This window comes from Micromonospora lupini (assembly GCF_026342015.1).
Classification (GTDB): Bacteria; Actinomycetota; Actinomycetes; order Mycobacteriales; family Micromonosporaceae; genus Micromonospora; species Micromonospora lupini_B.
This window is the reverse complement of sequence record NZ_JAPENL010000001.1, coordinates 613,767-635,878: the sequence shown is the minus strand read 5'-3', so window position 1 is coordinate 635,878 and position 22,112 is coordinate 613,767. Positions and strand designations below refer to the sequence as shown.

Genomic DNA, 22,112 nt, shown 5'->3' with positions numbered 1-22,112 from the left:
GGCGACGGCGCCGGTCATAGGGTTGCCCTCATGTCGGAAGCCGGGATGAAGACCGAGAGCGAGAGCGTCGGCACGGTGGTCGTCGCGGGCGCCGCCAACCTCGCCATCGCGATCGCCAAGCTGGTCGCCGGGCTGATCTCCGGGTCGGCCGCGATGCTCTCCGAGGCGGCGCACTCGGTCGCCGACACGACCACCGAGGTGCTGCTGTTCCAGGCGCTGCGCCGCGGGGCCCGCCCGGCCGACAAACGACACCCCTTCGGGTACGGCAAGGAGAGCTACGTCTGGGCGTTCTTCGCCGCCATGTTCACCTTCGTGGCCGGCGCCGGCTTCGCCGTCACCCACGGCGTCACCACCATCCTGGTGCACGAGCACAGCGGCGAGTACCTGATCTCGTACGTCGTGCTGGCGGTGTCGTTCGTCATCGAGTCGATCTCGCTGGCCCGGGCCGTGCGGCAGGTCCGCCGCGAGTCCGCGCGCTGGCAGACGACACCTCGCCGGTTCCTGCGACTGACCGCCGACACCACGGTCAAGGCGGTCTTCCTGGAGGACAGCGCGGCCCTGATCGGCCTGCTGCTGGCCGCGCTCGGCGTCGGCCTGTCCCAGGCCACCGGCGACGAGGTGTGGGACGGCGTCGCGTCGATCCTGATCGGGCTGCTGCTGCTGGCCGTCGCCGGGGTCCTGGCCGGTAACAACCTGTCGCTGCTGGTCGGCCGGGCCGTCCCGGAGCGGCTGCGCCGCGAGATCGAGCACGACCTGGCCGGGCTGCCGGAGGTGGAGCGGATCGACACCCTGCTGACGATGCAGCTCGGCCCGGACGACATCCTCGTGGCCGCGAAGGTCGACTTCCGCGACGAGGCCACCGGGGCGGCCATCGAGGCGACCGCCGACGAGGCCGAGCGGCGGCTCACCGACCGGTACCCGGAGATCCGCTACGTCTTCCTCGACCCCACCCGTTCGGTGCCCGGGGCCGCCGGAAGGGCCCGCCACACCCAGGCCCGGCCCAACGCCGACGCCGGCGGCGAACCCGACGCCGGCCAGGCCCGGCCCAACGCCGGGAGTACACCCGACCCCACCCAGGCCCGGCCCAACATCGACGTCGGCGGCGAACCCGAGCCCACCCGGGACCGGCCCGGCGCCGGCGGCGATGCCGACCCCACCCAGGCCCGGCCCAACGTCGACGCCGGCGGCGAACCCGACGCCCGCTGAGGGGCGGGCCGACCCGGGCGCGGGCCGGCCGGTCCGCGCGGCTAGCGTGCCCGTCATGGTGCGATGGCGGGCGGGGACGGTGGCGGCGCTGCGGCGGCAGTGGACCGGGGCGGTGGAACTCGACGTCGACCTGCCCGACGGCACGCGCATGCGGGCGCTGGCCTACCCCGAGCTGGTCGGCACGCCCGAGCCGGGTGACCGGGTGCTGCTCAACGCCGGCGCGCTGCTGATGGGGCTGGGCACCGGCGGGTACGCCCTCGTGGTGGCCCTGCCGGACCGGCTGCCCCCGGACCCGCCGGACGCCGCCGACACGCGCGACGCCGGGCACCTCGTCAAGGCCCGCTACACCCCGTTGCAGCCGATCCTGCTCGGCGTCGACGAGGAGGCCAGCCCACACCGCGCCGTCCTCGCCGACGCCGACGACCTGGGCGGGATGCCCGTGGTCACCGCCGACCTGCACTCGGCGCTGCCGGCGATCCTGGCCGGCGTCCGGGCCGACGCCCCACACGCCCGCGTGGCGTACCTGCTCACCGACGGCGGGGCGTTGCCCGCCTGGTTCTCCCGCACCCTCGCCGGGCTGCGGGACGAGCTGGCCGGGACGATCACCGTCGGGCAGGCGTTCGGCGGCGACCTGGAGGCCACCACCCTGCACGGCGGCCTCCTCGCCGCCCGCCACGTGCTGGACGCGGACGTGGCGATCGTGGCCCAGGGGCCCGGCAACCTGGGCACCGGCACCCGGTGGGGCTTCTCCGGCGTCGCCGTCGGCGAGGCCGTCAACGCGGTCGCCACGCTCGGCGGCCGGCCGGTCGGCTCACTGCGCATCTCCGACGCCGACCCCCGCCCCCGGCACCGCGGCGTGTCGCATCACAGCCTCACCGCGTACGGCCGGGTGGCGCTCGCACCGGCGGAGCTGGTGGTGCCCGACGACCTGGACCCGGCGCTGGCCACCGAGGTCGACACGGCGCTGGCGCCGCTGACGGCCCGGCACCGGATCGTGCGGGTGCCCACCGCCGGCCTCGACGCCGCGTTGCGCGCCAGCGCCGTGCCGCTGTCCACGATGGGCCGCAACCTCGACGCCGACCACGCCTACTTCCTGGCCGCCGCCGCAGCCGGCCGCCACGCCACAACCCTCCTCACCCCCTGACCCGCGCCACCCCACCCCCGTGATCAAGAGGTTGGGGTCAGAATGCGGCCTGACATTGACGCAAATCTCTTGATCACCTCTTGAGGATCGGGGTCAGCGGATCACCGGGCGTTGGTCGCGGGGCAGGGCCTCGATCAACTCTCGGGGCAGGTTGAGGGTGTCCGCGCTGACCTGGGCCGGGGTGTTCGCCATCCACTGGGTCAGCGAGACGGACTCGAACCGGGGCTTGCGGAACATCTCCAGGAAGACCAGCGGCTCGGTGCCGAGGTTCTCGATGTAGTGGCCGTAGGCGAACGGCACGTACCCGACGTCACCCGAGCGCATGTCGAAGGTGCCGGCCACGCCCTGACTGGCGAACACGCCCATCCGGCCGTGGCCGGAGAGGTAGTACTGCCACTCGTCGTCGGTCGGGTGCCAGTGCAGCTCGCGCATACCGCCCGGGTCGACCTCGACAAGCGCGGCGCAGATCGTGGTGGCCGCCGGGAACTGGGTGATGTCGGCGATGCGGACCTGGCCGCCCGCGAACCGCTGCGGCTTCTGCGCGAGCAGCCGGTGGCTCAGGCTGCGGGGCACGTCCCCGGTAGGGCTGACCACCCGGTCGCGGTCCAGCGGCGGCGGCACCTGCCCCGCGAAGATGTACTTCTCCCGCTCCGGGATGGAGTCGAGCTGCTCGGGTCGCCACCCGAAGTTCTTGGCCAGCACGTCCTTCGGGGTGTGCGCGAAGAAGTCGCTGATCAGGAACGTGCCGTTCTCGGTGAACGCCCCGTCGTCGAAGACCAGCAGGAACTCCACGCCCTCGTCGAGCGCCTGGATGTGGTGCGGCACCCCCTGCGGAAAGAACCACAGGTCTCCGGCGCGTACGTCGTCGAGGAAGTTGCGGCCCTCCTGGTCGACCGCGCTGATCCGGGCGCTGCCGCGCGACACGTACGCCCACTCGGACTGCTTGTGCCAGTGCATCTCCCGGTAGCCGCCCGGTTCCAGCGCCATGTCCACGCCGCTGAGCTCGGTGGCGATCGGCAGCTCGCGTACTGTCACCTCGCGGGTCCAACCGCCGCGCTGCACCCGGTTGTGCGCGTCGGAGAAGGAGAACCGCAGGTTGGGCAGCGTCCCCGCGTCCGTGCTCGGCGGGGTCAGCAGGTCGGGGTTCTGCCGGTCCCGGACCACGTCGCGCGGCCCGGGGTCCTCCCAGCCTCCCCCGCCACGTTCCGGCTGCGGCACCGTCCGGTCGTCGTCCATGATCGCCTCCCGCGTCGTCGGCTTCCCGGTGTCGTCGACGTGGTGGGCGGGCGAACCCCGCCCGCGTCGGCGACGGCGAACGGGTACCCGTCGACGCGACCCGGCCGGGCCAACCTCTGGCCCCGGTGGGTCACCAACGGGGTCAGCCGGCGGGGACGGCGGGGTCAGCCGGCGGGGTCAGGAGAGGAAGATCAGGGCGAGCCAGCCGCCCACGATGAGCACCAGCGCCAGGGCCAGCACCCACGTCGGCACGGTGTAGTCACCGCGCCGGTTGCGGTCGATCTCGGCGCGGATCTTCTCCCGCCGGCGTTCGACCCAGTTCTGCCGCTCGGTGCCGCGCTCGGAGCGCTCGGAGCGGTCGGATGGTCCAGAAGTCGTCATGGCGCGCCCAGCCTACCGGGCCGGCCGGCCCCGTCGGCGCACACCACCGCCGGGGCCGGCACACCCGTCACATGCTGGCGATCAACCGCTCCACCCGCTCGTCGTACGCCCGGAACGGGTCCTTGCAGAGCACGGTGCGCTGCGCCTGGTCGTTGAGCTTCAGGTGCACCCAGTCGACTGTGAAGTCGCGCCGCTTCTCCTGGGCGTGCCTGATGAACTCGCCGCGCAGCCGCGCCCGCGTGGTCTGCGGCGGGGTCTCCTTGGCCTCGAAGATCTCCGGGTCGGTGGCCACCCGGTCCACCTCGCCGCGACGCTCCAGCAGCCCGTAGAGGCCACGCCCACGGCGCACGTCGTGGTACGCCAGGTCCATCTGCGCCACCCGGGGGTGCGACAGGGGAAGGTCGTGCTTGCGCTGGTAGCGCTCGATCAGCCGCAGCTTGCTGACCCAGTCGATCTCGCGCGAGACCGGTTCCAGGTCACCGCTCTCCACCGCGTTGAGCACCCGCCCCCACAACTCGACGACCCGCTTGGCGGCCTGGTCGCCGCCGCGGCGCTCGACGAACTCGGTGGCCTTGGCCAGGTATTCCTGCTGGATGTCGAGAGCGCTGACCTCCTTGCCGGAGGCCAGTCGCACCTTGCGGCGGCCGGTGATGTCGTGCGAGACCTCGCGGATCGCCCGGATCGGGTTCTCCAGCGACAGGTCCCGCATGACGACCCCGGCCTCGATCATCCGCAGCACGATGTCGGCGGTGCCGACCTTGAGCAGCGTGGTGACCTCGTTCATGTTCGAGTCGCCGACGATGACGTGCAGGCGCCTGTAGCGCTCGGCGTCGGCGTGCGGCTCGTCGCGGGTGTTGATGATCGGTCGGCTGCGGGTCGTCGCCGAGGAGACGCCCTCCCAGATGTGCTCGGCCCGCTGCGACAGGCAGTAGACCGCGCCGCGCGGGGTCTGCAGGACCTTGCCGGCCCCACAGATCAACTGCCTGGTGACCAGGAACGGGATGAGCACGTCAGCGAGCCGGCCGAACTCGCCGTGCCGCGAGACCAGGTAGTTCTCGTGGCAGCCGTACGAGTTGCCGGCCGAGTCGGTGTTGTTCTTGAACAGGTAGATCTCACCTGCGATGCCCTCGTCGTGCAGCCGCTTCTCCGCGTCGACGAGCAGCCCCTCCAGGATCCGCTCGCCGGCCCGGTCGTGGGCCACCAGGTCGGTCACCGAGTCGCACTCCGGCGTCGCGTACTCCGGATGCGACCCGACGTCCAGATAGAGTCGGGCCCCGTTGCGCAGGAACACGTTGCTCGACCGACCCCAGGACACGACGCGACGGAACAGATACCGCGCGACCTCGTCCGGGGACAGCCGCCGCTGCCCGCGATAGGTGCAGGTGACGCCGTACTCGGTCTCGAGGCCGAAGATTCGCCGCTCCATGGTGTGACATTAGCCGCCCGGAGGCCCGGTTCGTCACTGTCACACCACAGGTCGTGCCCCGGGGGTGGTCACATACCGGTTGAGTGCGACATTCCGTCCGGCCCGAGGCTCGCCACGAACCGCCGGCAGGCGTCGTACTCCGGCAGCAGACCGCGCTCGCGCGCCTGCGCCAGGGTCGGCGCGGCGTCGTCGCGGGCGGACAGCAGCGGAACGTCGGCGGGCCACTCGATGCCCAGCTCCTCGTCCAGCGGGTGCACCGCGTGCTCGCCCGTCGGGTTGTACGTGGCCGAGCAGAGGTAGCTCAGCGTCGCGTCGTCGGTAAGCGCGCAGAACCCGTGCCCCAGGCCCTCGCTGAGGTAGACCGCCCGCCGGTCGGTGTCGTCGAGGCGGACGCCCTCCCAGCGGCCGAAGGTCGGCGAGCCCACCCGCAGGTCCACGATCACGTCGAGGACCGCGCCGCGTACACAGGTGACGTACTTGGCCTGCCCGGGCGGGACGTCGGCGAAGTGCACGCCGCGCACCACGCCGCGCGCGGAGACCGACAGGTTGGCCTGGGCCAGCCGCAGCGGGTGCCCCACCACCTCGGCGAGCTTGTCGAAGCGGTACCACTCCATGAACATGCCGCGCGGGTCGCCGTGCTGCTGCGGCGAGATCTCCCAGGCGCCCTCGATGCCCAGCTCGCGGATCTTCATCGAGTCACCTGCGCGTCGTTCTTCTCGGCCAGCAGACCGAACAGGTAGTCGCCGTAGCCGCTCTTGACCAGCGGCTCGGCGAGGGCACGCAGCTGGTCGTCGTCGATCAGGCCGGCCCGCCAGGCCACCTCCTCGACACAGCCGATCTTCAGCCCCTGCCGCTCCTCGATCACCCGGACGAACTCGCCGGCCTGCATCATCGAGGCGAACGTGCCGGTGTCCAGCCAGGCCGTGCCCCGGTCCAGCAGGGTGACGGACAGCTCACCGGTCTCCCGGTACACCTCGTTGACAGCCGTGATCTCCAGCTCGCCCCGGGCGCTGGGGGTGATCTTGGCGGCGATGTCCACCACGCGGTTGTCGTAGAAGTACAGGCCCGGCACCGCGTAGCGCGACTTCGGCCGGGCCGGCTTCTCCTCGATCGAGAGCACCCGACCCGCGGCGTCGAAGTCCACCACGCCGTACTCCTGCGGGTTGGCCACCGGGTACGCGAACACCCGGCCGCCGACCAGGTCGCTGTGGGCGGCCAGCTGCCGACCCAGGCCGACGCCGTGGAAGATGTTGTCGCCGAGGATCAGCGCCACCGACTCGTCGCCGATGAAGTCCGCGCCGAGGATGAACGCCTGGGCGATGCCCTCCGGCCGGGCCTGCGTCACGTACTCCAGCCGCAGCCCGAACTGGCTGCCGTCGCCGAGCAACCGGCGGAACTGGTCCTGGTCCTCCGGAGTGGTGATCATCAGGATCTCCCGCACCCCGGACATCACCAGGGTGGAGAGGGGGTAGTAGATCATCGGCTTGTCGAAGACCGGCATCAGCTGCTTGGACACTGCCCGGGTGATCGGCCAGAGCCGGGAGCCGGTGCCGCCGGCGAGTAGGATTCCGCGCACCGTGGGAGTTTAGCCGCAACCACCCGGCCGGCATGTCGGTGGTCGCCGCCGACGGTCGGCCCGTCGCTTCGCGTACACTCCTGGACCCGTGAGGATCCTCGTCACCGGCGGTGCCGGATTTATCGGTTCAGAGTACGTCCGCATGCTGCTGGGCGTGCCTGGTGGCACCGCCTCGGGCGTGCCCGCGGTCGACCCCGCGGGCGTGACCGTGCTCGACAAGCTCACCTACTCGGGCAACCTGGCGAACCTCGACCCGGTGCGCGACGACCCCCGGCTGCGCTTCGTGCAGGGCGACATCTGCGACCCCGAAGTGGTCGACGAGGTGGTTGCCGGGCACGACGTGATCGTGCACTTCGCGGCCGAGTCGCACGTCGACCGCTCGATCGCCGGCGCCGCGCCGTTCGTCACCACGAACGTGCTCGGCACCCAGACGCTGCTGGACGCCGCGCTGCGCCACGGCACCGGCCGCTTCGTGCACGTGTCGACCGACGAGGTGTACGGGTCGATCGACGAGGGCTCGTGGACGGAGACCTGGCCCCTCGCGCCGAACTCGCCGTACTCGGCCTCGAAGGCGGGCTCCGACCTGCTCGCCCTGTCCTACCACCGCACCCACGGCATGGACGTGGTGGTCACCCGCTGCTCCAACAACTACGGGCCGTACCAGTTCCCCGAGAAGGTCATCCCGCTGTTCGTCTCCAACCTGCTCGACGGCGGGACGGTTCCGCTCTACGGCGACGGCGGCAACATCCGCGACTGGCTGCACGTGCACGACCACTGCCGGGGCATCGCGCTTGTTGCGCAGAAGGGCCGCGCCGGCGAGGTCTACAACATCGGCGGCGGCACCGAGCTGACCAACAAGGAGCTGACCGGCCTGCTCCTGGAGGCCTGCGGCGCCGGCTGGGACCGGGTCGTCCCGGTGACCGACCGCAAGGGCCACGACCGCCGCTACTCGCTGGACATCACCAAGATCAACCGAGAGCTGGGGTACGCCCCGAGCATCGACCTCACCGACGGTCTGGCGCAGACCGTGCAGTGGTACCGCGACAACCGCGCCTGGTGGGAGCCGCTGAAGGCGGCGCCGACCGCATGACCCCGGGCGATCCCACCGTTCGGTCCCCCCGTTCCATCCCCCGACCGGCGTACAGTGTGCTAGGGCACGGCCGTTGGGCCGCCGCGGGTCTGCCACCCCTCACCGGCTGGCACACCACCCTGGCCGCCGCGTTCGCCTCCGCCGCTCCACCCGCCCCGTGGAAGGTCGCATGAAGCTCACCCTCGTCACCGGCTTGACCGGCCTGATATTGCTGGCCACGATCGTCGAGCTGCTGCGCCGCCGGCAGCTCCGCGAGAAGTACGGCATGCTCTGGCTCTGCGTCCTGGTGATCGTCATCCCGCTGTCGCTCTTCCCCCGCCTGCTGGACAACGTCGCCGAACTGCTCGGCGTCCAGTCCGGCGTGAGCCTCGTGCTCTTCCTCGGCATCGTCTTCCTGCTGCTGGTCTGTGTGCACCTCAGCTGGGAGGTCAGCGCCTTGGAGGAAGAGACCCGCACCCTGGCAGAAGACTTCGCCCTGCTGCGCGCCGAGATCGACGCGGACCGGGCGGCCCGAGACGAACTGGTGTCGCACGATGGTTAACGGCAAGCGGGTCCTGATCATCATCCCCGCGCTCAACGAGTCCGGCTCGATCGCCGACGTCGTCGGAGAGGTCCGCGGTGAACTGCCCGGCGTCGACGTGCTCGTCGTCGACGACGGCTCCACCGACCGCACCGCCGCCGTCGCCGCCGCGGCCGGCGCCCGGGTCGCCAAACTGCCGTACAACCTCGGCGTCGGCGGCGCCATGCGCCTCGGCTACCGGTACGCCCGCGACCACGACTACGACGTGGCCATCCAGATCGACGCCGACGGGCAGCACGACCCCCGGTACGTGCCGAAGCTCGTCGACCTGCTCGACGAGACCGACCTGGTGATCGGCGCCCGGTTCGCCGGCGAGGGCGACTACAGCGTCCGCGGCCCCCGCCGCTGGGCCATGGTCATGCTCTCCGGCGTCCTCTCCCGCGTCGCCCGCACCAAGCTCACCGACACCACCTCCGGGTTCCGGGCCGCCAACCGCCGGGTCATCGACATGTTCGCCACCTGGTACCCGGTGGAGTACCTGGGCGACACGGTCGAGACGCTCGTGCACACGGCCCGACGCGGATACACCATCCGCCAGGTGCCGGTGGCCATGCGCAAGCGGATGGCCGGCACCCCCAGCCACTCCCCGGCCAAGGCCATGATCTACCTCGGCCGCGCCTTCGCCGTGCTCACGTTGGCGCTCATTCGCCGGTGATCCGCCGGCTCCTGAGTCTGGTCCCACCGGGCACCGTCGCCGTCGGCGCCGGCCTGGCCCTGCTGGGGCTCGCCTCCTACGTCCACCTGGCCGTCGCCGGACACAGCCTCAGCGTGGCGGACTACGGCTCCCTCTCGGTGCTCTGGACGATCGTCTTCACGCTCGGCATCGGCCTGTTCATGCCCGTCGAGCAGGAGGTCGCCCGCCTCGTCGCCGGCCGGCACAGCCAGGGCCTACCCCCGGGGCCGGTACTGGCCCGCGGGGCGGCCCTGGCGGCCGGCCTGCTCGCCGCCGTGGTCGCGCTGATCATCGCTGCCCGAGGCCCGCTCGCCGACAGGTTCTTCGGCGGCGACGGCACCATGGTCACCGTCCTCATCGGGTCGCTCGCCGCACTCGCCGTCGCGCACACCACCCGCGGCCTCCTCTCCGGCCTGCAACTGTTCCCCTGGTACGGCACCCAGCTCGGCGTCGACGGCGGCCTGCGCATCGCCCTCGTCGCCCTGCTGGGCCTGACCGGCGTCACCAATCCCGTCTGGTTCGGCGCGGTGCTCATCGTCGCGCCGCTGATCAGCGTGGCCGTCACCGCCCCGCCGATCCTGCGGGCCGTCGGCGGCGGCGTCGCCGCCGCCTGGGCACCGCTGCTGCGCGGCCTCGGCCTGCTCACCGCGTCCAGCCTGCTCTCCCAGGTCGTCGTCAACATCGGCGTGATCAACGTCAAGGTGCTGGACCCGTCCGACGTGGCCACCGCCGGCGCCCTGCTCTCCGCTCTGGTGCTGGTCCGCATCCCGCTGTTCGTCTTCGCGTCGCTGCAGGCGTCCCTGCTTCCCGGCCTCGCCACCTCCGCCACCACAGGCGACCGCGCCGCCTTCAACGGCCTCCTACGCCGGGCCCTGGGCGTCGTCACGGCGCTCGGCCTCACCGGCGCAGTGCTCGCCGTCCTGCTCGGCCCGTGGCTGGTGCAGACCCTGTTCGACGCGCCCGACGTCCTCGGCCACGGCGACTTCGCCTGGCTCGCCGCGGCCACCCTCGCCTACCTCTGGGCGATGGTCCTCGGCCAGGCGCTGCTCGCCCTCGACCGGCACCGGGCGCAGGCCATGGCCTGGGCCGTCGGCGTGGCCGCGCTCGTCGTCGCCACCCTCGCCCCGGTCGCCACCGCGCTACGGGTCGAGCTCGGCTACGCCATCGGCTCGGTGGTGGTCGCCGCCACCATGGCCGCCCTGCTGCGCGGCACCCGCACCGCCGGCACCACACCCGTTGCCGCCCCGCACCGCGAGGCCGTCACCCAGGGGTGACCGGAGGGACCCCTCGCAGGAGACATGCGGCGGGGATCCGGCAGACACGAAACGGCGGGCGGCCCGGGAAACCGGGCCGCCCGCCGACATGTTCGGTGCTACTTGCCGTCCGCCGGCTTGTCCTCCAGGTCGGCGGAACCCGCCGACGTCGTCGGCTTGTGCGCCTCCGTGGTCGGCTGCGCCGGCGTGTCCGGGCCACCCGCCTCGGCCGGCTGCTCCGCGTCCGCGACATCACCGTCGAGCAGCGACGTCAGCGCCGCGCCCGTGATCCGGCGGAACGTCCGACCCACCCGCTGGCGGTCCAGCACCGCCACCTCGAGCTGGTTGGCGGCGATCGTGCGGGCCGCGCCGCCCTCACCGCCGACGGTGCTCAACGCCTGCACCGCCACCCGGGCCGCCTCGCCCAGGGACATGTCCGCCCGATGCTGCGACTTCAACACACCGGTGATCGCCTCGGCCTGACCACCCATGGCCATCCGCCCCGGCTCGTCGTTGACCGACCCGTCATAGGTGAGCCGGTACAGCTCGTCGTCGTCCGGAGTCGCCCCGACCTCGGCCACGCAGATCTCCACCTCGAACGGCTTCGACTGCTCGGTGAAGATCGCACCGAGCGTCTGCGCGAACGCGTTGGCGAGCGCCCGCCCGGTGACGTCACGCCTGTCGTAGCTCAGGCCGTTCAGGTCGGCCATCCGCACGCCGGCCCGGCGCAGATTCTCGAACTCGTTGTAGCGACCGACGGCGGCGAAGCCGATCCGGTCGTAGATCTCACTGACCTTGTGCAGGGCGCTGGAGAGGTTCTCCGCGACGAAGAGCACCCCGCCGGAGTAGCTCAGGACCACCGCGCTGCGACCCCGGGCGATGCCCTTGCGGGCCAGCTCGGAGCGGTCGCGCATGATCTGTTCGGGCGAGGCGTAGAACTGCATGGCCACGGCGGCGGTTCTCCTTACGGCACTGTGCTGACGACTGCTGACTGGTGGGGGTGGACGGGGCTCAACCGCCCGGATTCTCCATCCGGCCGGCGACCACACCCTCGGCGATCGCCGCCGTCTCGGTGTCGGTCAACCGGCGGGTGCCCTCGGCGGTAGCGGTCATCACCACCGGATAGATCCGGCGGGTCAGGTCCGGCCCACCGGTCGCGGTGTCGTCGTCGGCCGCGTCGTAGAGCGCCTCGACCGCGAGCCGGGTCGCGTCGTCGAGGGACACGCCGGTCCGGAAACGCTTCTTCAGCGCCGACTTCGCGAAGAGCGAGCCGGAGCCGATCGCGTCGTACCCGGTCTCCTCGTACGGGCCACCTGTCACGTCGAAGCTGAAGATCCGCCCCGCCCGCGACGGGTCGGCGGCGGCCAGGTCGAAGCCGGCGAACAGCGGCACCACGGCCAGGCCCTGCATCGCCGCGCCCAGGTTGCCCCGGATCATCGACGCCAACCGGTTGGCCTTGCCGTCGAGCGAGAGCATCGCGCCCTCGATCTTCTCGTAGTGCTCAAGCTCCACCTGGAACAGTCGCATCAGCTCGATGCCGATGCCCGCGGTGCCCGCGATGCCGACAAGCGAGTACGCGTCGGCGGGGTGCACCTTCTCGATGTCGCGCTGCGCGATCAGGTTGCCCATGGTGGCCCGTCGGTCGCCGGCCATCACCACACCGCCGGCGGCCGAGATCGCCACGATGGTGGTCGCGTGCGGCGCCAGATCGGCGGCCATGCCCGGCGGCAACGGCCGACGACCGGGCAGCATCTCGGGCGCCACCCGGCTCAGAAACGTGGTGAAGGAGGACGTCCCCGCGTTGGTGAACACATCTGGTAGACGCCCGGATGGATCAAAGCCCGCTGCCACGTGGTTCCTCTCAGGTACGTGATCGCCCTGGCCAGCCTCGTAGGACTGTCACGGAACTGGCCAGGACCACCGTTGCAGTTGAAGCAGAGTATCCCGCGCACCCATCCGGTGCGATGATCGTGGTCCAGATGTTGCGGGTCCGCGCCGCCGCAGATCGCGCAGACCCCGCCCTGCTCGGCGAGGAGCTCCTGAAACTCCTTCTCACCAACGCCGTACCGCCGCCGCAGGTGGTACTCGCGCGTCCCGCCGTAGAGCCGTTGCTTTGTTTCGCGGGTTCGGACGTTGTGGCACGGCTTGCAGTATGTGCCGTAGCCCGTGCTGTCCGAGCGGTTACGGGGGAAGTCGGCCAGGGGCTTGGCCGCGTGGCAGTCCGCGCAGAACCGATGTCCCTCCGGGACCTCGCGCGCCTTCCGGACCTCGCGGCCGTGTTGCTCCCGCACGCGTTTGGCGTAGCTGGCCTTCGACCGCTTGTTGAAGCACGGCTTGCAGTAGCTGCCGCGACAGTCCGGCCGCTTGCTGCTGGCGCAGAACTGCTCGAGGGGCAGCCACTCGCCGCAGTCGCGGCAGCGGCGGTGGCCATCCCGGTCGTCCAGAGGTCGAGGCATGCCCGGTTTGACCGCTATACCCTACTCGCCCCCTTTTTGCACGTAACCCCTCACGAACTCCTCCGCGTTTTCTTCCAGGACGGAGTCGATCTCGTCGAGCAGGTCGTCGACGTCCTCGGTGATCTCGGCGTGCCGCTCGGCCACCTCGGGGTTGGCCTCCGTGGTGACGTCCTCGATCTCCTCGCCCTGGCGGGACTTGCCGGACTGCGACTGGCCGCCGCTGTCATGAGTGGCCATTGCTGCCTCCTCCACGATCGTCTGCGATGAACTTACCTCGCTCGGACGACGAAAAGCCCGCCGCGCGCCGGCTTGCGGCGCACAGCGGGCATCCGGGGGCGCGTTCAGCCGCCGGTAAGCGTCTCCAACAGGTCCTTGGCGCTGGCGCAGCGGTCGAACAGGGCGCCGACGTGGGCGCGGGTGCCCCGCTCCGGCTCCATCATCGGCACCCGGACCAGCGACTCCCGACCCACGTCGAAGATCACCGAGTCCCAGCTCGCGGCGACCACCTCCGAGGCGTACTGGGCGAGGCAGCGGCCACGGAAGTAGGCCCGGGTGTCCTCCGGGGGCTCGGTCATGGCGCTGCGGGTCTCCTCGTCGGTGAGCAGTGTCTTCATCGCCCCCCGGGAGACCAGCCGGTTGTAGAGGCCCTTCTCCGGGCGTACGTCGGAGTACTGCAGGTCGACGAGTTGGAGCTTGTGCGAGCCCCAGCCGAGCTTCTCCCGATCCCGGTAGCCCTCCAGCAGCCGCAGCTTGGCCACCCAGTCCAGCTCGTCGGCGCAGAGCATCGGGTCGCGGCCGAGCCGATCCAGCACGTCCTCCCACCGGTCCAACACGTCGGCGGTCTGCTCGTCGACGTCGGTGCCGTAGCGGTCGTCGACAAAGGACCGCACCCGCTCCAGGTACGCCCACTGCACGTCGAGGGCTGTCAGTCGGCGGCCGTCGCGCAGCCTCATGAGGTGCGACAGGGACGGGTCGTGGCTGACCGCGCGGAGTTCGCTGACCGGGTCGGCGATGCCGAGGTCGGCGCCGAGCGCCTTCTCCTCGATCATGGTGAGGATCAGCGCGGTGGTGCCCACCTTGAGGTAGGTGGAGATCTCGGAGAGGTTGGCGTCGCCGATGATGACGTGCAGCCGGCGGTACTTGTCGGCGTCGGCGTGCGGCTCGTCGCGGGTGTTGATGATCGGCCGCTTGAGGGTGGTCTCCAGGCCGACCTCGACCTCGAAGAAGTCGGCGCGCTGGGAGATCTGGAAGCCGCTCTGCCCGCCGTCCTGCCCGATGCCGACGCGGCCGGCGCCGCAGACGATCTGGCGGGTCACGAAGAACGGCGTCAGGTACGCCACGATGTCGGCGAACGGGGTCTGCCGGCGCATCAGGTAGTTCTCGTGGGCGCCGTAGCTGGCGCCCTTGTTGTCGGTGTTGTTCTTGTAGAGGTGGATCGGCTGGCTGCCGGGGATGGTGGCGGCGCGGCGGGACGCCTCGGCCATGACCCGCTCGCCGGCCTTGTCCCAACGGACGATGTCGCGGGGTGTGGTGACCTCGGGGGTGGAGTATTCGGGGTGGGCGTGGTCCACGTAGAGGCGTGCGCCGTTGGTGAGTATCACGTTGGCCAGGCCCAGGTCCTCGTCGGCGAGGGCTTCGGCGGGGTCGTAGGCGGCCCCGGAGTAGGTGAAGCCGCGGGCGTCGCGCAGCGGCGACTCCTCCTCGTAGTCCCAGCGGGCGCGTCCGCCCCGGTTGAGCTCCGGCCGGGCCCCGTAGGCGTTGACCACCTGGGACGAGGTGACCATCGGGTTGGCTCCGGCCTGGCCGGGAACGGAGATGCCGTACTCGACCTCGGTGCCCATGATCCGTCTTACGCTCATCGACCTACCCGCTTCGCTCGCCCGACCCGGTCCCCCGTCATGTCGAGCGTAGTCCGACTGTTCGGGGACGGGGGCACGCCGGTGCGGGCGGGTTACGGGTGTCGTGCCGGTGGCGGCGCGCTCAGTACTTGATGATCATTGGCACGGTGGTGACCCGGGAGCGCAGTTCGGGGTACCTGGTGAGCAGACCGTCGACGCGTCGCTGCGCGGCCGGGTCGCTGATCAGCAGCCGGATCGGGCCGGACGTTTCGCGCAGCATCTTGCGGGTGCGCTCGGGTTCCTCGAACACGGGCAGGTAGATGGCCGGTTCGGTCTGCGCGGTGCTGGCCTGCAGCGCGGACAGGCAGATGGATTCGACGTAGCCGCGGTAGGCGGTGCGGTCCAGCACGACGGTGATGGTGCCCTGCTGGGCGGGGTGACGGTGGTACGCGGCCGCGCAGACCTGCGCCACCCTGGACGGCTTGTCGACGCTGTGCCGGACCCAGAGCTGGGTCCAGCTCTGCTTGTCGACCACGAGCAGGCTGCTGCGCCAGCCGGTCAGTCCGCAGAGCGTCACGACGGTGAGCACGGCCACGGCGGCGGCGAGCACGGGTGCCGCGGCGGCGCGGATCCGGTCGCGACTGTCGGCGCCGGACGGCACGGGCAGCAGCCGGACCAGGGCGGCGGTGCCGACGATGAGCAGGCCGGTGGCGAGGTGGGTGCCCTTCATGAAGTAGTAGGCGGGCTGGACGCCGGCGAGGATGTTGGCGAGGGCGATGGCGAGGGCGAACCCGACCGCCACCAGCACGGCGGCGAGGTGGCGGCGCCAGGCCCGGTCGGCGCGGCGGGCCTGGATCACGAGGGCGATCAGCACGATCGGGGTGAGGCCGAGCAGCGCACGCCACGCCTCGGCGAGTTCGGGGCCGGCCTTGGCGTCGAGCGCCTCGGTCTGGCTGTCGCCGAGCACGCCGAGCAGCAGAGGCAGCGGGGCGAGCAGTGCGGTGACCAGGCCGACGGCGAGCAGTGCCCGGCGGTTCTGGGTCAGCTCGCGGCGGTGGGCGATGAGCCAGCCGAGGACGAGCAGCCCGGCCGGTGGGAGGAAGAGGTAGTAGGTGAAGCCGATGCCGATGAGCAGGGCGGCCAGCAGCACGAGTTGTTCGCGGTTGCCCGCGAGGGGGCGGACGACAAGTGCGGCCAGCGCGACGGCGAGGGCGAGGCCGAGCACCTCGCTGGGGTAGCCGGCGATCAGCAGGCGGGGCATCTGGCTGCCGAGGACGAGCGCCCCGACGACGATGGTCAGGACGCCGCGGTGCAAGGGGTGCAGGGGGCCGGGCAGTCGTTGGGCGGCCCAGAACAGGGTGAGCGTGAGCAGGCCGAAGGTGGCGAGGCACCACCATCCGTAGTGGGTGAGGCTGCTGACTCCGCTGGGCGTGCCGGTGGCCGAGCGCAGGTGCGTGTCGAGGAGCGCCGTGGTGAGGTGCCAGCCCTGCGGGTAGCGGACGAGCAACGAGACGATGTGGTCGCGGGAGCCGGCCGGGTCGAGGAAGACGTACCCGCCGAGCCGGCCGATGGCGTCGACGAGGGCGACGTGGCGAAAGTTGTCCTCGCCGAGGGCGAGCAGGCTGAGACGCCCGGCGAGGGTGCCGGCGCGCAGCCAGGGCTGGGCGAGATAGCCGACGGTGGCGGCGGTGGCGGCGATCGGCAACAGGTCGGTCCAAGCCGGACGCGGCAGGGTGGGGCGTCGACCGGTGGCCGCCGCGACGACTGTGAGCGCTGTCAGCGCGGCGCCGCTGACCGCGACCGGGTGCAGCCCCCACGGCCAGAGCGTGAAGAGCAGACCGGCGACTGTGGTGGCGCCGACGAGCAGCAGGGCGCCGAGCAGGAGGCGGTCGAGCAGGGTCCGGCCGCCGCGCAGCAGGCTGGCTGTGGCCAGCAGCACGAGCGGGGGCAGCAGCCAGGCCAGGTGCAGGGGGTACGCCGCGGCGGGGATCAGCCAGGCTGCCGCGAGTGCGATGAGCAGCGAACGGTAGGTGCGGGCGGGCGGCGGGGTGCCCGGGTCGACCGCGGCGCGTGCCGGCGGGACGGTGACGGTGAGCTCGGACGGCACGCGGATCCTCGACGGGTCGATTGAGGGGGGCGCCACAGCGTACCGGTGCGGTCGAGCGTGTGGGGGGCCGGCGTGACGGGTGGGGCCCGGGACGCGTCGCGTCCCGGGCCCGCTGGTGTCACCGTTTGCTCAGAGGTACTGGCCGGTGTTGCTGGCGGTCTCGATGGACCGGCCGGCCTCGGCGCCCTTGCCGCCGGAGACGAGCGTGCGGATGTAGACGATCCGCTCGCCCTTCTTGCCGGAGATGCGGGCCCAGTCGTCGGGGTTTGTGGTGTTGGGGAGGTCCTCGTTCTCGCGGAACTCGTCGACGCAGGCGTCGAGCAGGTGCTGCAGGCGCAGGCCCTTGCGACCGGAGGTGAGGAATTCCTTGATGGCCATCTTCTTGCTCCGGTCGACGATGTTCTGGATCATCGCGCCGGAGTTGAAGTCCTTGAAGTAGAGGACTTCCTTGTCACCGTTGGCGTAGGTGACTTCGAGGAAGCGGTTCTCCTCGGTTTCGGAGTACATCCGCAGCACCACGGCGTCGATCATCGCGGCGACGGTGGCCTGGGGGTCGGCTCCGTGTTCGGCGAGGTCGTCCGGGTGCAGCGGTAGCCCGGAGAGGATGTACTTGGAGAAGATGTCCTTCGCCGCTTCGGCGTCCGGTCGCTCGATCTTGATTTTCACGTCGAGCCGGCCGGGGCGCAGGATCGCCGGGTCGATCATGTCTTCCCGGTTGGAGGCGCCGATGACGATGACGTTCTCCAGGCCCTCCACGCCGTCGATCTCGCTGAGCAGCTGCGGGACGATCGTGTTCTCCACGTCGGAGGAGACGCCGGAGCCGCGGGTCCGGAAGATCGAGTCCATCTCGTCGAAGAACACGATCACCGGGGTGCCCTCGCCGGCCTTCTCCCGAGCCCGCTGGAAGATCAGCCGGATGTGCCGCTCGGTCTCGCCGACGTACTTGTTGAGCAGCTCCGGACCCTTGATGTTGAGGAAGAAGCTTGTGTGCTTCTCCTTGCCCTGCCGCTCGGCGATCTTCTTGGCCAGCGAGTTGGCCACCGCCTTGGCGATGAGCGTCTTGCCGCAGCCGGGCGGGCCGTAGAGCAGGATGCCCTTGGGCGGGCGGAGCTGGTGCTCGCGGAACAGGTCCGCGTGCAGGAACGGCAACTCCACCGCGTCGCGGATCTGCTCGATCTGCGACTGGAGGCCACCGATGTCGCCGTAGTCGACGTCGGGCACCTCCTCCAGGACAAGCTCCTCGACCTCGCTCTTCGGGATCCGCTCGTACGCGTACGCCGAGCGGGGCTCGATCATGAGCGAGTCGCCGGCCCTGATCGCCGAGCCGATGAGCGTCTCGGCGAGGTGCACGATGCGCTCCTCGTCGGAGTGGGAGACCACGAGCGCCCGGTCGCCCGGCCCGCCGTTGGGTCCCTCCAGGATCTCCTTGAGCATCACGACCTCACCGACCCGCTCGTACCCGAACGCGTCGACGATGTTGAGCGCGTCGTTGAGCAGGACCTCCTGGCCACGGCGCAACTCGTCCACGTCCAGTGAGGGCGAGACGGCTACCCGCAGCTTGCGGCCGCCGGTGAAGACGTCCACCGTCCCGTCGTCGTGCTTGGCCAGGAAGACTCCGTAGCCACTCGGCGGCTGCGCGAGCCGGTCGATCTCCTCCTTGAGCGTGACGATCTGCGTGCGAGCCTCCTTGAGGGTGCTCACCAGCCGGTCGTTGTTCTCGGTCAGCCGCGCCAACTGTGCCTGGGTGGCCGCCAGCCGCTCTTCGAGCTGCCGGACGTGTCGGGGGCTTTCGGTCAACTTGCGCCGCACCAGGGCGAGTTCCTCCTGAAGGAACGCGACCTGCGTGGAGAGATCGTGGGCTTCCTTCTCCCACCGTGCGGCGCGCGAGTCCGCGTCGTCGCTGCGTGCTGCCACGTCCCACCTCCCCGGGGGGCTTGAACGTTCTGAGCTAACACTAGCCGCTATGAGCCCGATTCGGTCCCACGCAACACCCTCGTCACCGAACCTTGATCGCTACGGGTGGCCTGGCGGGCCGGTACGGGCGTTCGGGTACCGTCGGAGGCTGGTACGGGAGAACATGGGGGGTGCACCGGTGGCCGAGGTCGCGACCGACGAGCTGCAGGTCTGGGTGGACCAGGATCTCTGCACGGGTGACGGGCTCTGCGTGCAGTACGCGCCTGAGGTTTTCGAGTTCGACATCGACGGCCTGGCGTACGTCAAGGGCGTCGACGGTGAGCTGCGGATGGCGCCGGGCAGCCGGGTGGACGTGCCCGCGCACCTGCGCCTCGAGGTGATCGACTCCGCGAAGGAGTGCCCGGGCGACTGCATCCACGTGGTGCGCGGCGACGGTGTCGAGGTCGCCGGGCCGGACGCCGAGGACGACTGAGCCCGACGGGCGCCGACGCCGCGCTGTCCGCGCGGCGCCGGCTCCACCCGTCCGGTGTACGCCTCAGAGCATCGGGCGGCCGACCACCGACGCCACGAGCCGGGCGAACTCCTCCAGCCGGGCGATCTGCCCGGCGCCGCCGTCGTCGAGGGTCTTGCCGAAGCGCAGCGCGTCGTGCCGGGGCGTACCGACCATCTCCTCGCTCGGCGGGGCCTCGTCCAGCGAGGTGAGCAGCAGGTAGACGTCGATGCTGTCGACCCGGATCTCGCCGCTGTCCAGGCGGTTGAGCCGCCGCCGGCAGCCCACCTCGGTGACCGTGGAGACCGGCACGACCCGCAGTGACGACGTCATCGAGCCCGGCGGCCCCTCCCCCGGCGGCACGTCCTCACCGTGCCAGAGGATCAGCCGGCTGCCGTCGCAGACGACGACCTCCTGCCACACGCCGTTCACCTCGTTGACGAAGCGTTCCAGGGTGAAGCCGAGCACCGAGGCCCCGCGCAGCACCCCGCCGAGCGCCTCCAGGGCGACGTCCGGGTCGCGGAGATAGGCGCGCGCCGCCGACTCCAGGTCCTGATAGGGCGACCAGTCCGGAAACACGGCGGGCAGGTCGCCGCCGCCGTAACCCGGTCGGCTCATGCCGCCGCCTCCCCCCGCTCGCCGATGGTCACGGCCTGTCCATCTCCCCCGTCGCGTCGGGCTGCGCGCCGGCGGCCCTGGCGGCGGCCGCCTGCCGGGCCGCCTCGGCGTCGCGCAGGTCCTGCCGGCGCTGCACGTACGCCTCGGTGCCCTTGCTGGGCTTGCGACGGCGCGGTGGGGCGGTGACGCCCGGGGCGAGCTTGCGCGCGGAGACCAGGAACGCGGTGTGCGCGATCATCCGGTGGTCGGGACGGACGGCGAGGCCCTCGGCGTGCCAGTCGCGCACCAGCGACTCCCAGGCGCGGGGCTCGGTCCAGCCGCCGCGCTCGCGCAGCGCCTCGACGAGCTCGGAGAGTTGGGGCGTGGTGGCGACGTAGCCGATGAACACGCCGCCGGGCACCAGCGCCCGCTCGACCATGTCGAGGGTCTCCCAGGGTGTGAGCATGTCCAGGATGATCCGGTCGAAGCCGGTCTCCTGGCACTGCGCGACGTCGCCGACGTGCAGGTTCCAGGAGGGGTGCGGCCCGTTGAAGAACGCCTCGACGTTGCGCCTGGCGATCTGGGCGAAGTCGTCGCGCAGCTCGAACGAGTGCAGTTCCCCCTCGGTGCCGACGGCGCGCAGCAGCGAGCAGCTGAGCGCGCCGGAGCCGGCGCCGGCCTCGAGGACCTTCGCGCCGGGGAAGATGTCGCCCATCGCGACGATCTGCGCCGAGTCCTTCGGGTAGATCACCTGGGCGCCGCGCGGCATGGACAGCACGTAGTCCGAGAGCAGCGGGCGCAGCGCCAGGAAGGCGGTGCCGCCGCCGGAGGTGGTCACCACGCTGCCGTCGGGCAGCCCGATCAGCGCGTCGTGCGCCAGGATGCCGCGGTGGGTGTGGAACTCCTTGCCGGGCTCCAGCGTCACTGTGTGCATCCGCCCCTTGGGGTCGGTCAGCTGCACCCGGTCGCCGGGCCGGAACGGGCCACGGTGCACGGGTGTCAACGCTCCGGGGGCGGTGTCGGCGGCGACGGTGGAGGGAGTTGCGGTCACGATGTCATCTTCCGGTTGGGTTCGAGGAGCTGTGCCAGGTCCCCGATGTGCAGAATGCCGACGACATCTTCGCCTGACGTCACCACGTACTGCGCGCCCGGGTGGGTCTGCACGGCCTCCATCACCCGTTCGCCGTCGAGCCCGACCGGCAGGGTGGGGAGCCCGGCCAGCGCACGGGCGACGGCGTCCACCGCCAGCCAGGGTCGACGCTCGGCGGGGACGGCCGCGGCGGCGGCCGGGTCGACGAGCGCCACGGGGTGACCTGTGGAGTCGGTGACCAGCAGCGCGGCGGCGGGTTGCCCGCCCTCGGCGCGGCGGCGCTGGGCCTCGGACAGTGGTGTGCCGGTGGGCACCGGCCAGATCGGCCGCGCCAGCCGGGACAGGTCGATGAGCGGGAACCGGCGGCTGACCCGCGCGGCCCGGATCGACTGCCCGGCGCCGCGCCAGAGCGTGACGGCGACCAGCAGCATCAACGGCAGCGCCACAGGCGCCAGGTGGTCGGCCAGGGTCAGCAGTCCGACCAGGGCGGCGGTGCCCACGGCGACGACGCGGCCCGCCCAGCCGGCGACCTCGGTGCCGCGGTGCCGGTCGCGGGTGAGCCCCCACACGGCGGCGCGCAGGGCACGCCCACCGTCCAGCGGCAGCCCGGGGAGGATGTTGAACACCGCGACGATGACGTTGCTCAGCGCGAGCTGGAAGGCGAGCTGGTGGGCCACGGTGCCCTGGGGCAGGGCCAGGGTGGCGGCGACCGCGAGGACGCCGAGCACCGCGGAGACCGCCGGGCCGGCGAGCGACACCAGCAGGTCGACCTTGGGCGTCGGGGCGTCCCGGTCCATCTCGGTGTACCCGCCGAGCAGTTCCAGGGTGATCCCGCGCACACCGATGCCGTAGCGGCGGGCGGTGAGCGCGTGACCCAGCTCGTGCAGCAGCACCGAGCCGAGCAGTGACACCACGAACCCGAAACCGATCAGGTAGCCGCTGACCTGTGGCAGGTCCAGTTGCCGGCGGGCGAACTCGGCGTAGAGCACGGCGACAAGCACGGCGAGCAGGAGCATCGAGGCGTTGAGGTGCAGCGGCACGCCGAGCACCCGACC

General features: G+C 71.5%; 22 protein-coding genes. 7 read left to right on the top strand and 15 right to left on the bottom strand.

Annotated features, from left to right (window positions below):
- Positions 1-30 precede the first annotated feature (30 nt).
- Positions 31-1,206 (top strand): cation diffusion facilitator family transporter, encoded by a 1,176-nt coding sequence (locus OOJ91_RS02955; RefSeq protein ID WP_266242074.1) that lies wholly within the window; start codon positions 31-33, stop codon positions 1,204-1,206.
- 55 nt (positions 1,207-1,261) lie between these two features.
- Positions 1,262-2,350 carry a DUF3866 family protein gene (locus OOJ91_RS02950; protein WP_266242072.1) on the top strand — a complete coding sequence of 363 codons (1,089 nt, stop codon included), beginning with the start codon at positions 1,262-1,264 and terminating at the stop codon, positions 2,348-2,350.
- Positions 2,351-2,443: 93 nt separating this feature from the next.
- On the opposite strand, the gene OOJ91_RS02945 is transcribed toward OOJ91_RS02950, so the two are convergent.
- The 5 genes from OOJ91_RS02945 to rfbA form a co-directional block, all read right to left on the bottom strand.
- Positions 2,444-3,586, bottom strand: a complete 1,143-nt coding sequence (locus OOJ91_RS02945) for an oxalate decarboxylase family bicupin (protein ID WP_266242070.1) — start codon at positions 3,584-3,586, stop codon at positions 2,444-2,446.
- A 177-nt stretch (positions 3,587-3,763) separates the two neighbouring features.
- The gene (locus OOJ91_RS02940) at positions 3,764-3,967 is read right to left on the bottom strand and encodes a hypothetical protein (RefSeq protein ID WP_266242068.1); all 204 of its coding nucleotides are present in this window, start codon (positions 3,965-3,967) and stop codon (positions 3,764-3,766) included.
- 67 nt (positions 3,968-4,034) lie between these two features.
- Positions 4,035-5,393, bottom strand: coding sequence for a Pup--protein ligase (pafA, locus tag OOJ91_RS02935; RefSeq protein ID WP_234581936.1), 1,359 nt, complete (start codon positions 5,391-5,393; stop codon positions 4,035-4,037).
- 68 nt (positions 5,394-5,461) lie between these two features.
- Entirely contained in the window at positions 5,462-6,085 is a 624-nt protein-coding gene (gene rfbC, locus OOJ91_RS02930; RefSeq protein ID WP_266242064.1) for a dTDP-4-dehydrorhamnose 3,5-epimerase, read from the bottom strand.
- On the bottom strand, positions 6,082-6,969 hold the full coding sequence (gene rfbA, locus OOJ91_RS02925) for a glucose-1-phosphate thymidylyltransferase RfbA (RefSeq protein ID WP_266242062.1): 888 nt from the start codon (positions 6,967-6,969) through the stop codon (positions 6,082-6,084). The genes rfbC and rfbA overlap by 4 nt, the downstream gene beginning before the upstream one ends.
- Positions 6,970-7,057: 88 nt before the next feature.
- Here rfbA and rfbB point away from each other — a divergent pair, with 88 nt between their 5' ends.
- The 4 genes from rfbB (at position 7,058) to OOJ91_RS02905 (ending at position 10,586) form a co-directional block, all read left to right on the top strand.
- Complete coding sequence (gene rfbB / locus OOJ91_RS02920; protein ID WP_266242060.1) at positions 7,058-8,059, top strand: dTDP-glucose 4,6-dehydratase; 1,002 nt, start codon at positions 7,058-7,060, stop codon at positions 8,057-8,059.
- 169 nt (positions 8,060-8,228) lie between these two features.
- Positions 8,229-8,600, top strand: coding sequence for a DUF2304 domain-containing protein (locus tag OOJ91_RS02915; protein WP_007459918.1), 372 nt, complete (start codon positions 8,229-8,231; stop codon positions 8,598-8,600).
- A complete protein-coding gene (locus OOJ91_RS02910) occupies positions 8,593-9,294 on the top strand; it encodes a glycosyltransferase family 2 protein (RefSeq protein WP_007459917.1) in 702 nt (233 codons plus the stop codon). Before OOJ91_RS02915 ends, OOJ91_RS02910 begins: the two co-directional genes overlap by 8 nt.
- A complete protein-coding gene (locus OOJ91_RS02905) occupies positions 9,291-10,586 on the top strand; it encodes a polysaccharide biosynthesis protein (protein WP_266242056.1) in 1,296 nt (431 codons plus the stop codon). The genes OOJ91_RS02910 and OOJ91_RS02905 overlap by 4 nt, the downstream gene beginning before the upstream one ends.
- Positions 10,587-10,684: 98 nt before the next feature.
- On the opposite strand, the gene prcA is transcribed toward OOJ91_RS02905, so the two are convergent.
- The 7 genes from prcA to arc form a co-directional block, all read right to left on the bottom strand.
- Complete coding sequence (prcA, locus tag OOJ91_RS02900; RefSeq protein WP_266242054.1) at positions 10,685-11,515, bottom strand: proteasome subunit alpha; 831 nt, start codon at positions 11,513-11,515, stop codon at positions 10,685-10,687.
- 61 nt (positions 11,516-11,576) lie between these two features.
- Positions 11,577-12,416 (bottom strand): proteasome subunit beta, encoded by an 840-nt coding sequence (prcB, locus tag OOJ91_RS02895; protein ID WP_266242053.1) that lies wholly within the window; start codon positions 12,414-12,416, stop codon positions 11,577-11,579.
- Positions 12,335-13,021, bottom strand: coding sequence for an endonuclease VII domain-containing protein (locus OOJ91_RS02890; RefSeq protein WP_266242052.1), 687 nt, complete (start codon positions 13,019-13,021; stop codon positions 12,335-12,337). The genes prcB and OOJ91_RS02890 overlap by 82 nt, the downstream gene beginning before the upstream one ends.
- Positions 13,022-13,042: 21 nt before the next feature.
- Positions 13,043-13,258 (bottom strand): ubiquitin-like protein Pup, encoded by a 216-nt coding sequence (locus OOJ91_RS02885; RefSeq protein WP_088948111.1) that lies wholly within the window; start codon positions 13,256-13,258, stop codon positions 13,043-13,045.
- 104 nt (positions 13,259-13,362) lie between these two features.
- Positions 13,363-14,880 carry a depupylase/deamidase Dop gene (dop, locus tag OOJ91_RS02880; protein WP_353962105.1) on the bottom strand — a complete coding sequence of 506 codons (1,518 nt, stop codon included), beginning with the start codon at positions 14,878-14,880 and terminating at the stop codon, positions 13,363-13,365.
- Positions 14,881-15,001: 121 nt separating this feature from the next.
- The gene (locus OOJ91_RS02875) at positions 15,002-16,966 is read right to left on the bottom strand and encodes a hypothetical protein (protein ID WP_266242045.1); all 1,965 of its coding nucleotides are present in this window, start codon (positions 16,964-16,966) and stop codon (positions 15,002-15,004) included.
- A 129-nt stretch (positions 16,967-17,095) separates the two neighbouring features.
- Positions 17,096-18,880 (bottom strand): proteasome ATPase, encoded by a 1,785-nt coding sequence (arc, locus tag OOJ91_RS02870; RefSeq protein WP_266242043.1) that lies wholly within the window; start codon positions 18,878-18,880, stop codon positions 17,096-17,098.
- A gap of 178 nt (positions 18,881-19,058) precedes the next feature.
- Between arc and OOJ91_RS02865 the strand changes: the two genes are divergently transcribed.
- Entirely contained in the window at positions 19,059-19,352 is a 294-nt protein-coding gene (locus OOJ91_RS02865; RefSeq protein WP_266242041.1) for a ferredoxin, read from the top strand.
- A gap of 63 nt (positions 19,353-19,415) precedes the next feature.
- On the opposite strand, the gene OOJ91_RS02860 is transcribed toward OOJ91_RS02865, so the two are convergent.
- From OOJ91_RS02860 to OOJ91_RS02850, 3 genes are read right to left on the bottom strand one after another with little or no spacing between them, the layout of a single operon-like run.
- Complete coding sequence (locus OOJ91_RS02860; protein ID WP_266242040.1) at positions 19,416-19,988, bottom strand: hypothetical protein; 573 nt, start codon at positions 19,986-19,988, stop codon at positions 19,416-19,418.
- Between the two features lie 28 nt (positions 19,989-20,016).
- Positions 20,017-21,018, bottom strand: a complete 1,002-nt coding sequence (locus OOJ91_RS02855; protein WP_439117009.1) for a tRNA (adenine-N1)-methyltransferase — start codon at positions 21,016-21,018, stop codon at positions 20,017-20,019.
- Positions 21,015-22,073, bottom strand: coding sequence for a site-2 protease family protein (locus OOJ91_RS02850; RefSeq protein WP_439117045.1), 1,059 nt, complete (start codon positions 22,071-22,073; stop codon positions 21,015-21,017). The genes OOJ91_RS02855 and OOJ91_RS02850 overlap by 4 nt, the downstream gene beginning before the upstream one ends.
- Positions 22,074-22,112 lie beyond the last annotated feature (39 nt).

Coding starts and splice junctions, on each gene's coding strand:
- OOJ91_RS02955 (WP_266242074.1), top strand. CDS start 31: ATGTCGGAAGCCGGGATGAAGACCGAGAGCGAGAGCGTCGGCACGGTG.
- OOJ91_RS02950 (WP_266242072.1), top strand. CDS start 1,262: ATGGTGCGATGGCGGGCGGGGACGGTGGCGGCGCTGCGGCGGCAGTGG.
- OOJ91_RS02945 (WP_266242070.1), bottom strand. CDS start 3,586: ATGGACGACGACCGGACGGTGCCGCAGCCGGAACGTGGCGGGGGAGGC.
- OOJ91_RS02940 (WP_266242068.1), bottom strand. CDS start 3,967: ATGACGACTTCTGGACCATCCGACCGCTCCGAGCGCTCCGAGCGCGGC.
- pafA (WP_234581936.1), bottom strand. CDS start 5,393: ATGGAGCGGCGAATCTTCGGCCTCGAGACCGAGTACGGCGTCACCTGC.
- rfbC (WP_266242064.1), bottom strand. CDS start 6,085: ATGAAGATCCGCGAGCTGGGCATCGAGGGCGCCTGGGAGATCTCGCCG.
- OOJ91_RS02915 (WP_007459918.1), top strand. CDS start 8,229: ATGAAGCTCACCCTCGTCACCGGCTTGACCGGCCTGATATTGCTGGCC.
- OOJ91_RS02910 (WP_007459917.1), top strand. CDS start 8,593: ATGGTTAACGGCAAGCGGGTCCTGATCATCATCCCCGCGCTCAACGAG.
- OOJ91_RS02890 (WP_266242052.1), bottom strand. CDS start 13,021: ATGCCTCGACCTCTGGACGACCGGGATGGCCACCGCCGCTGCCGCGAC.
- OOJ91_RS02885 (WP_088948111.1), bottom strand. CDS start 13,258: ATGGCCACTCATGACAGCGGCGGCCAGTCGCAGTCCGGCAAGTCCCGC.
- dop (WP_353962105.1), bottom strand. CDS start 14,880: ATGAGCGTAAGACGGATCATGGGCACCGAGGTCGAGTACGGCATCTCC.
- OOJ91_RS02860 (WP_266242040.1), bottom strand. CDS start 19,988: ATGAGCCGACCGGGTTACGGCGGCGGCGACCTGCCCGCCGTGTTTCCG.
- OOJ91_RS02850 (WP_439117045.1), bottom strand. CDS start 22,073: ATGCTCCTGCTCGCCGTGCTTGTCGCCGTGCTCTACGCCGAGTTCGCC.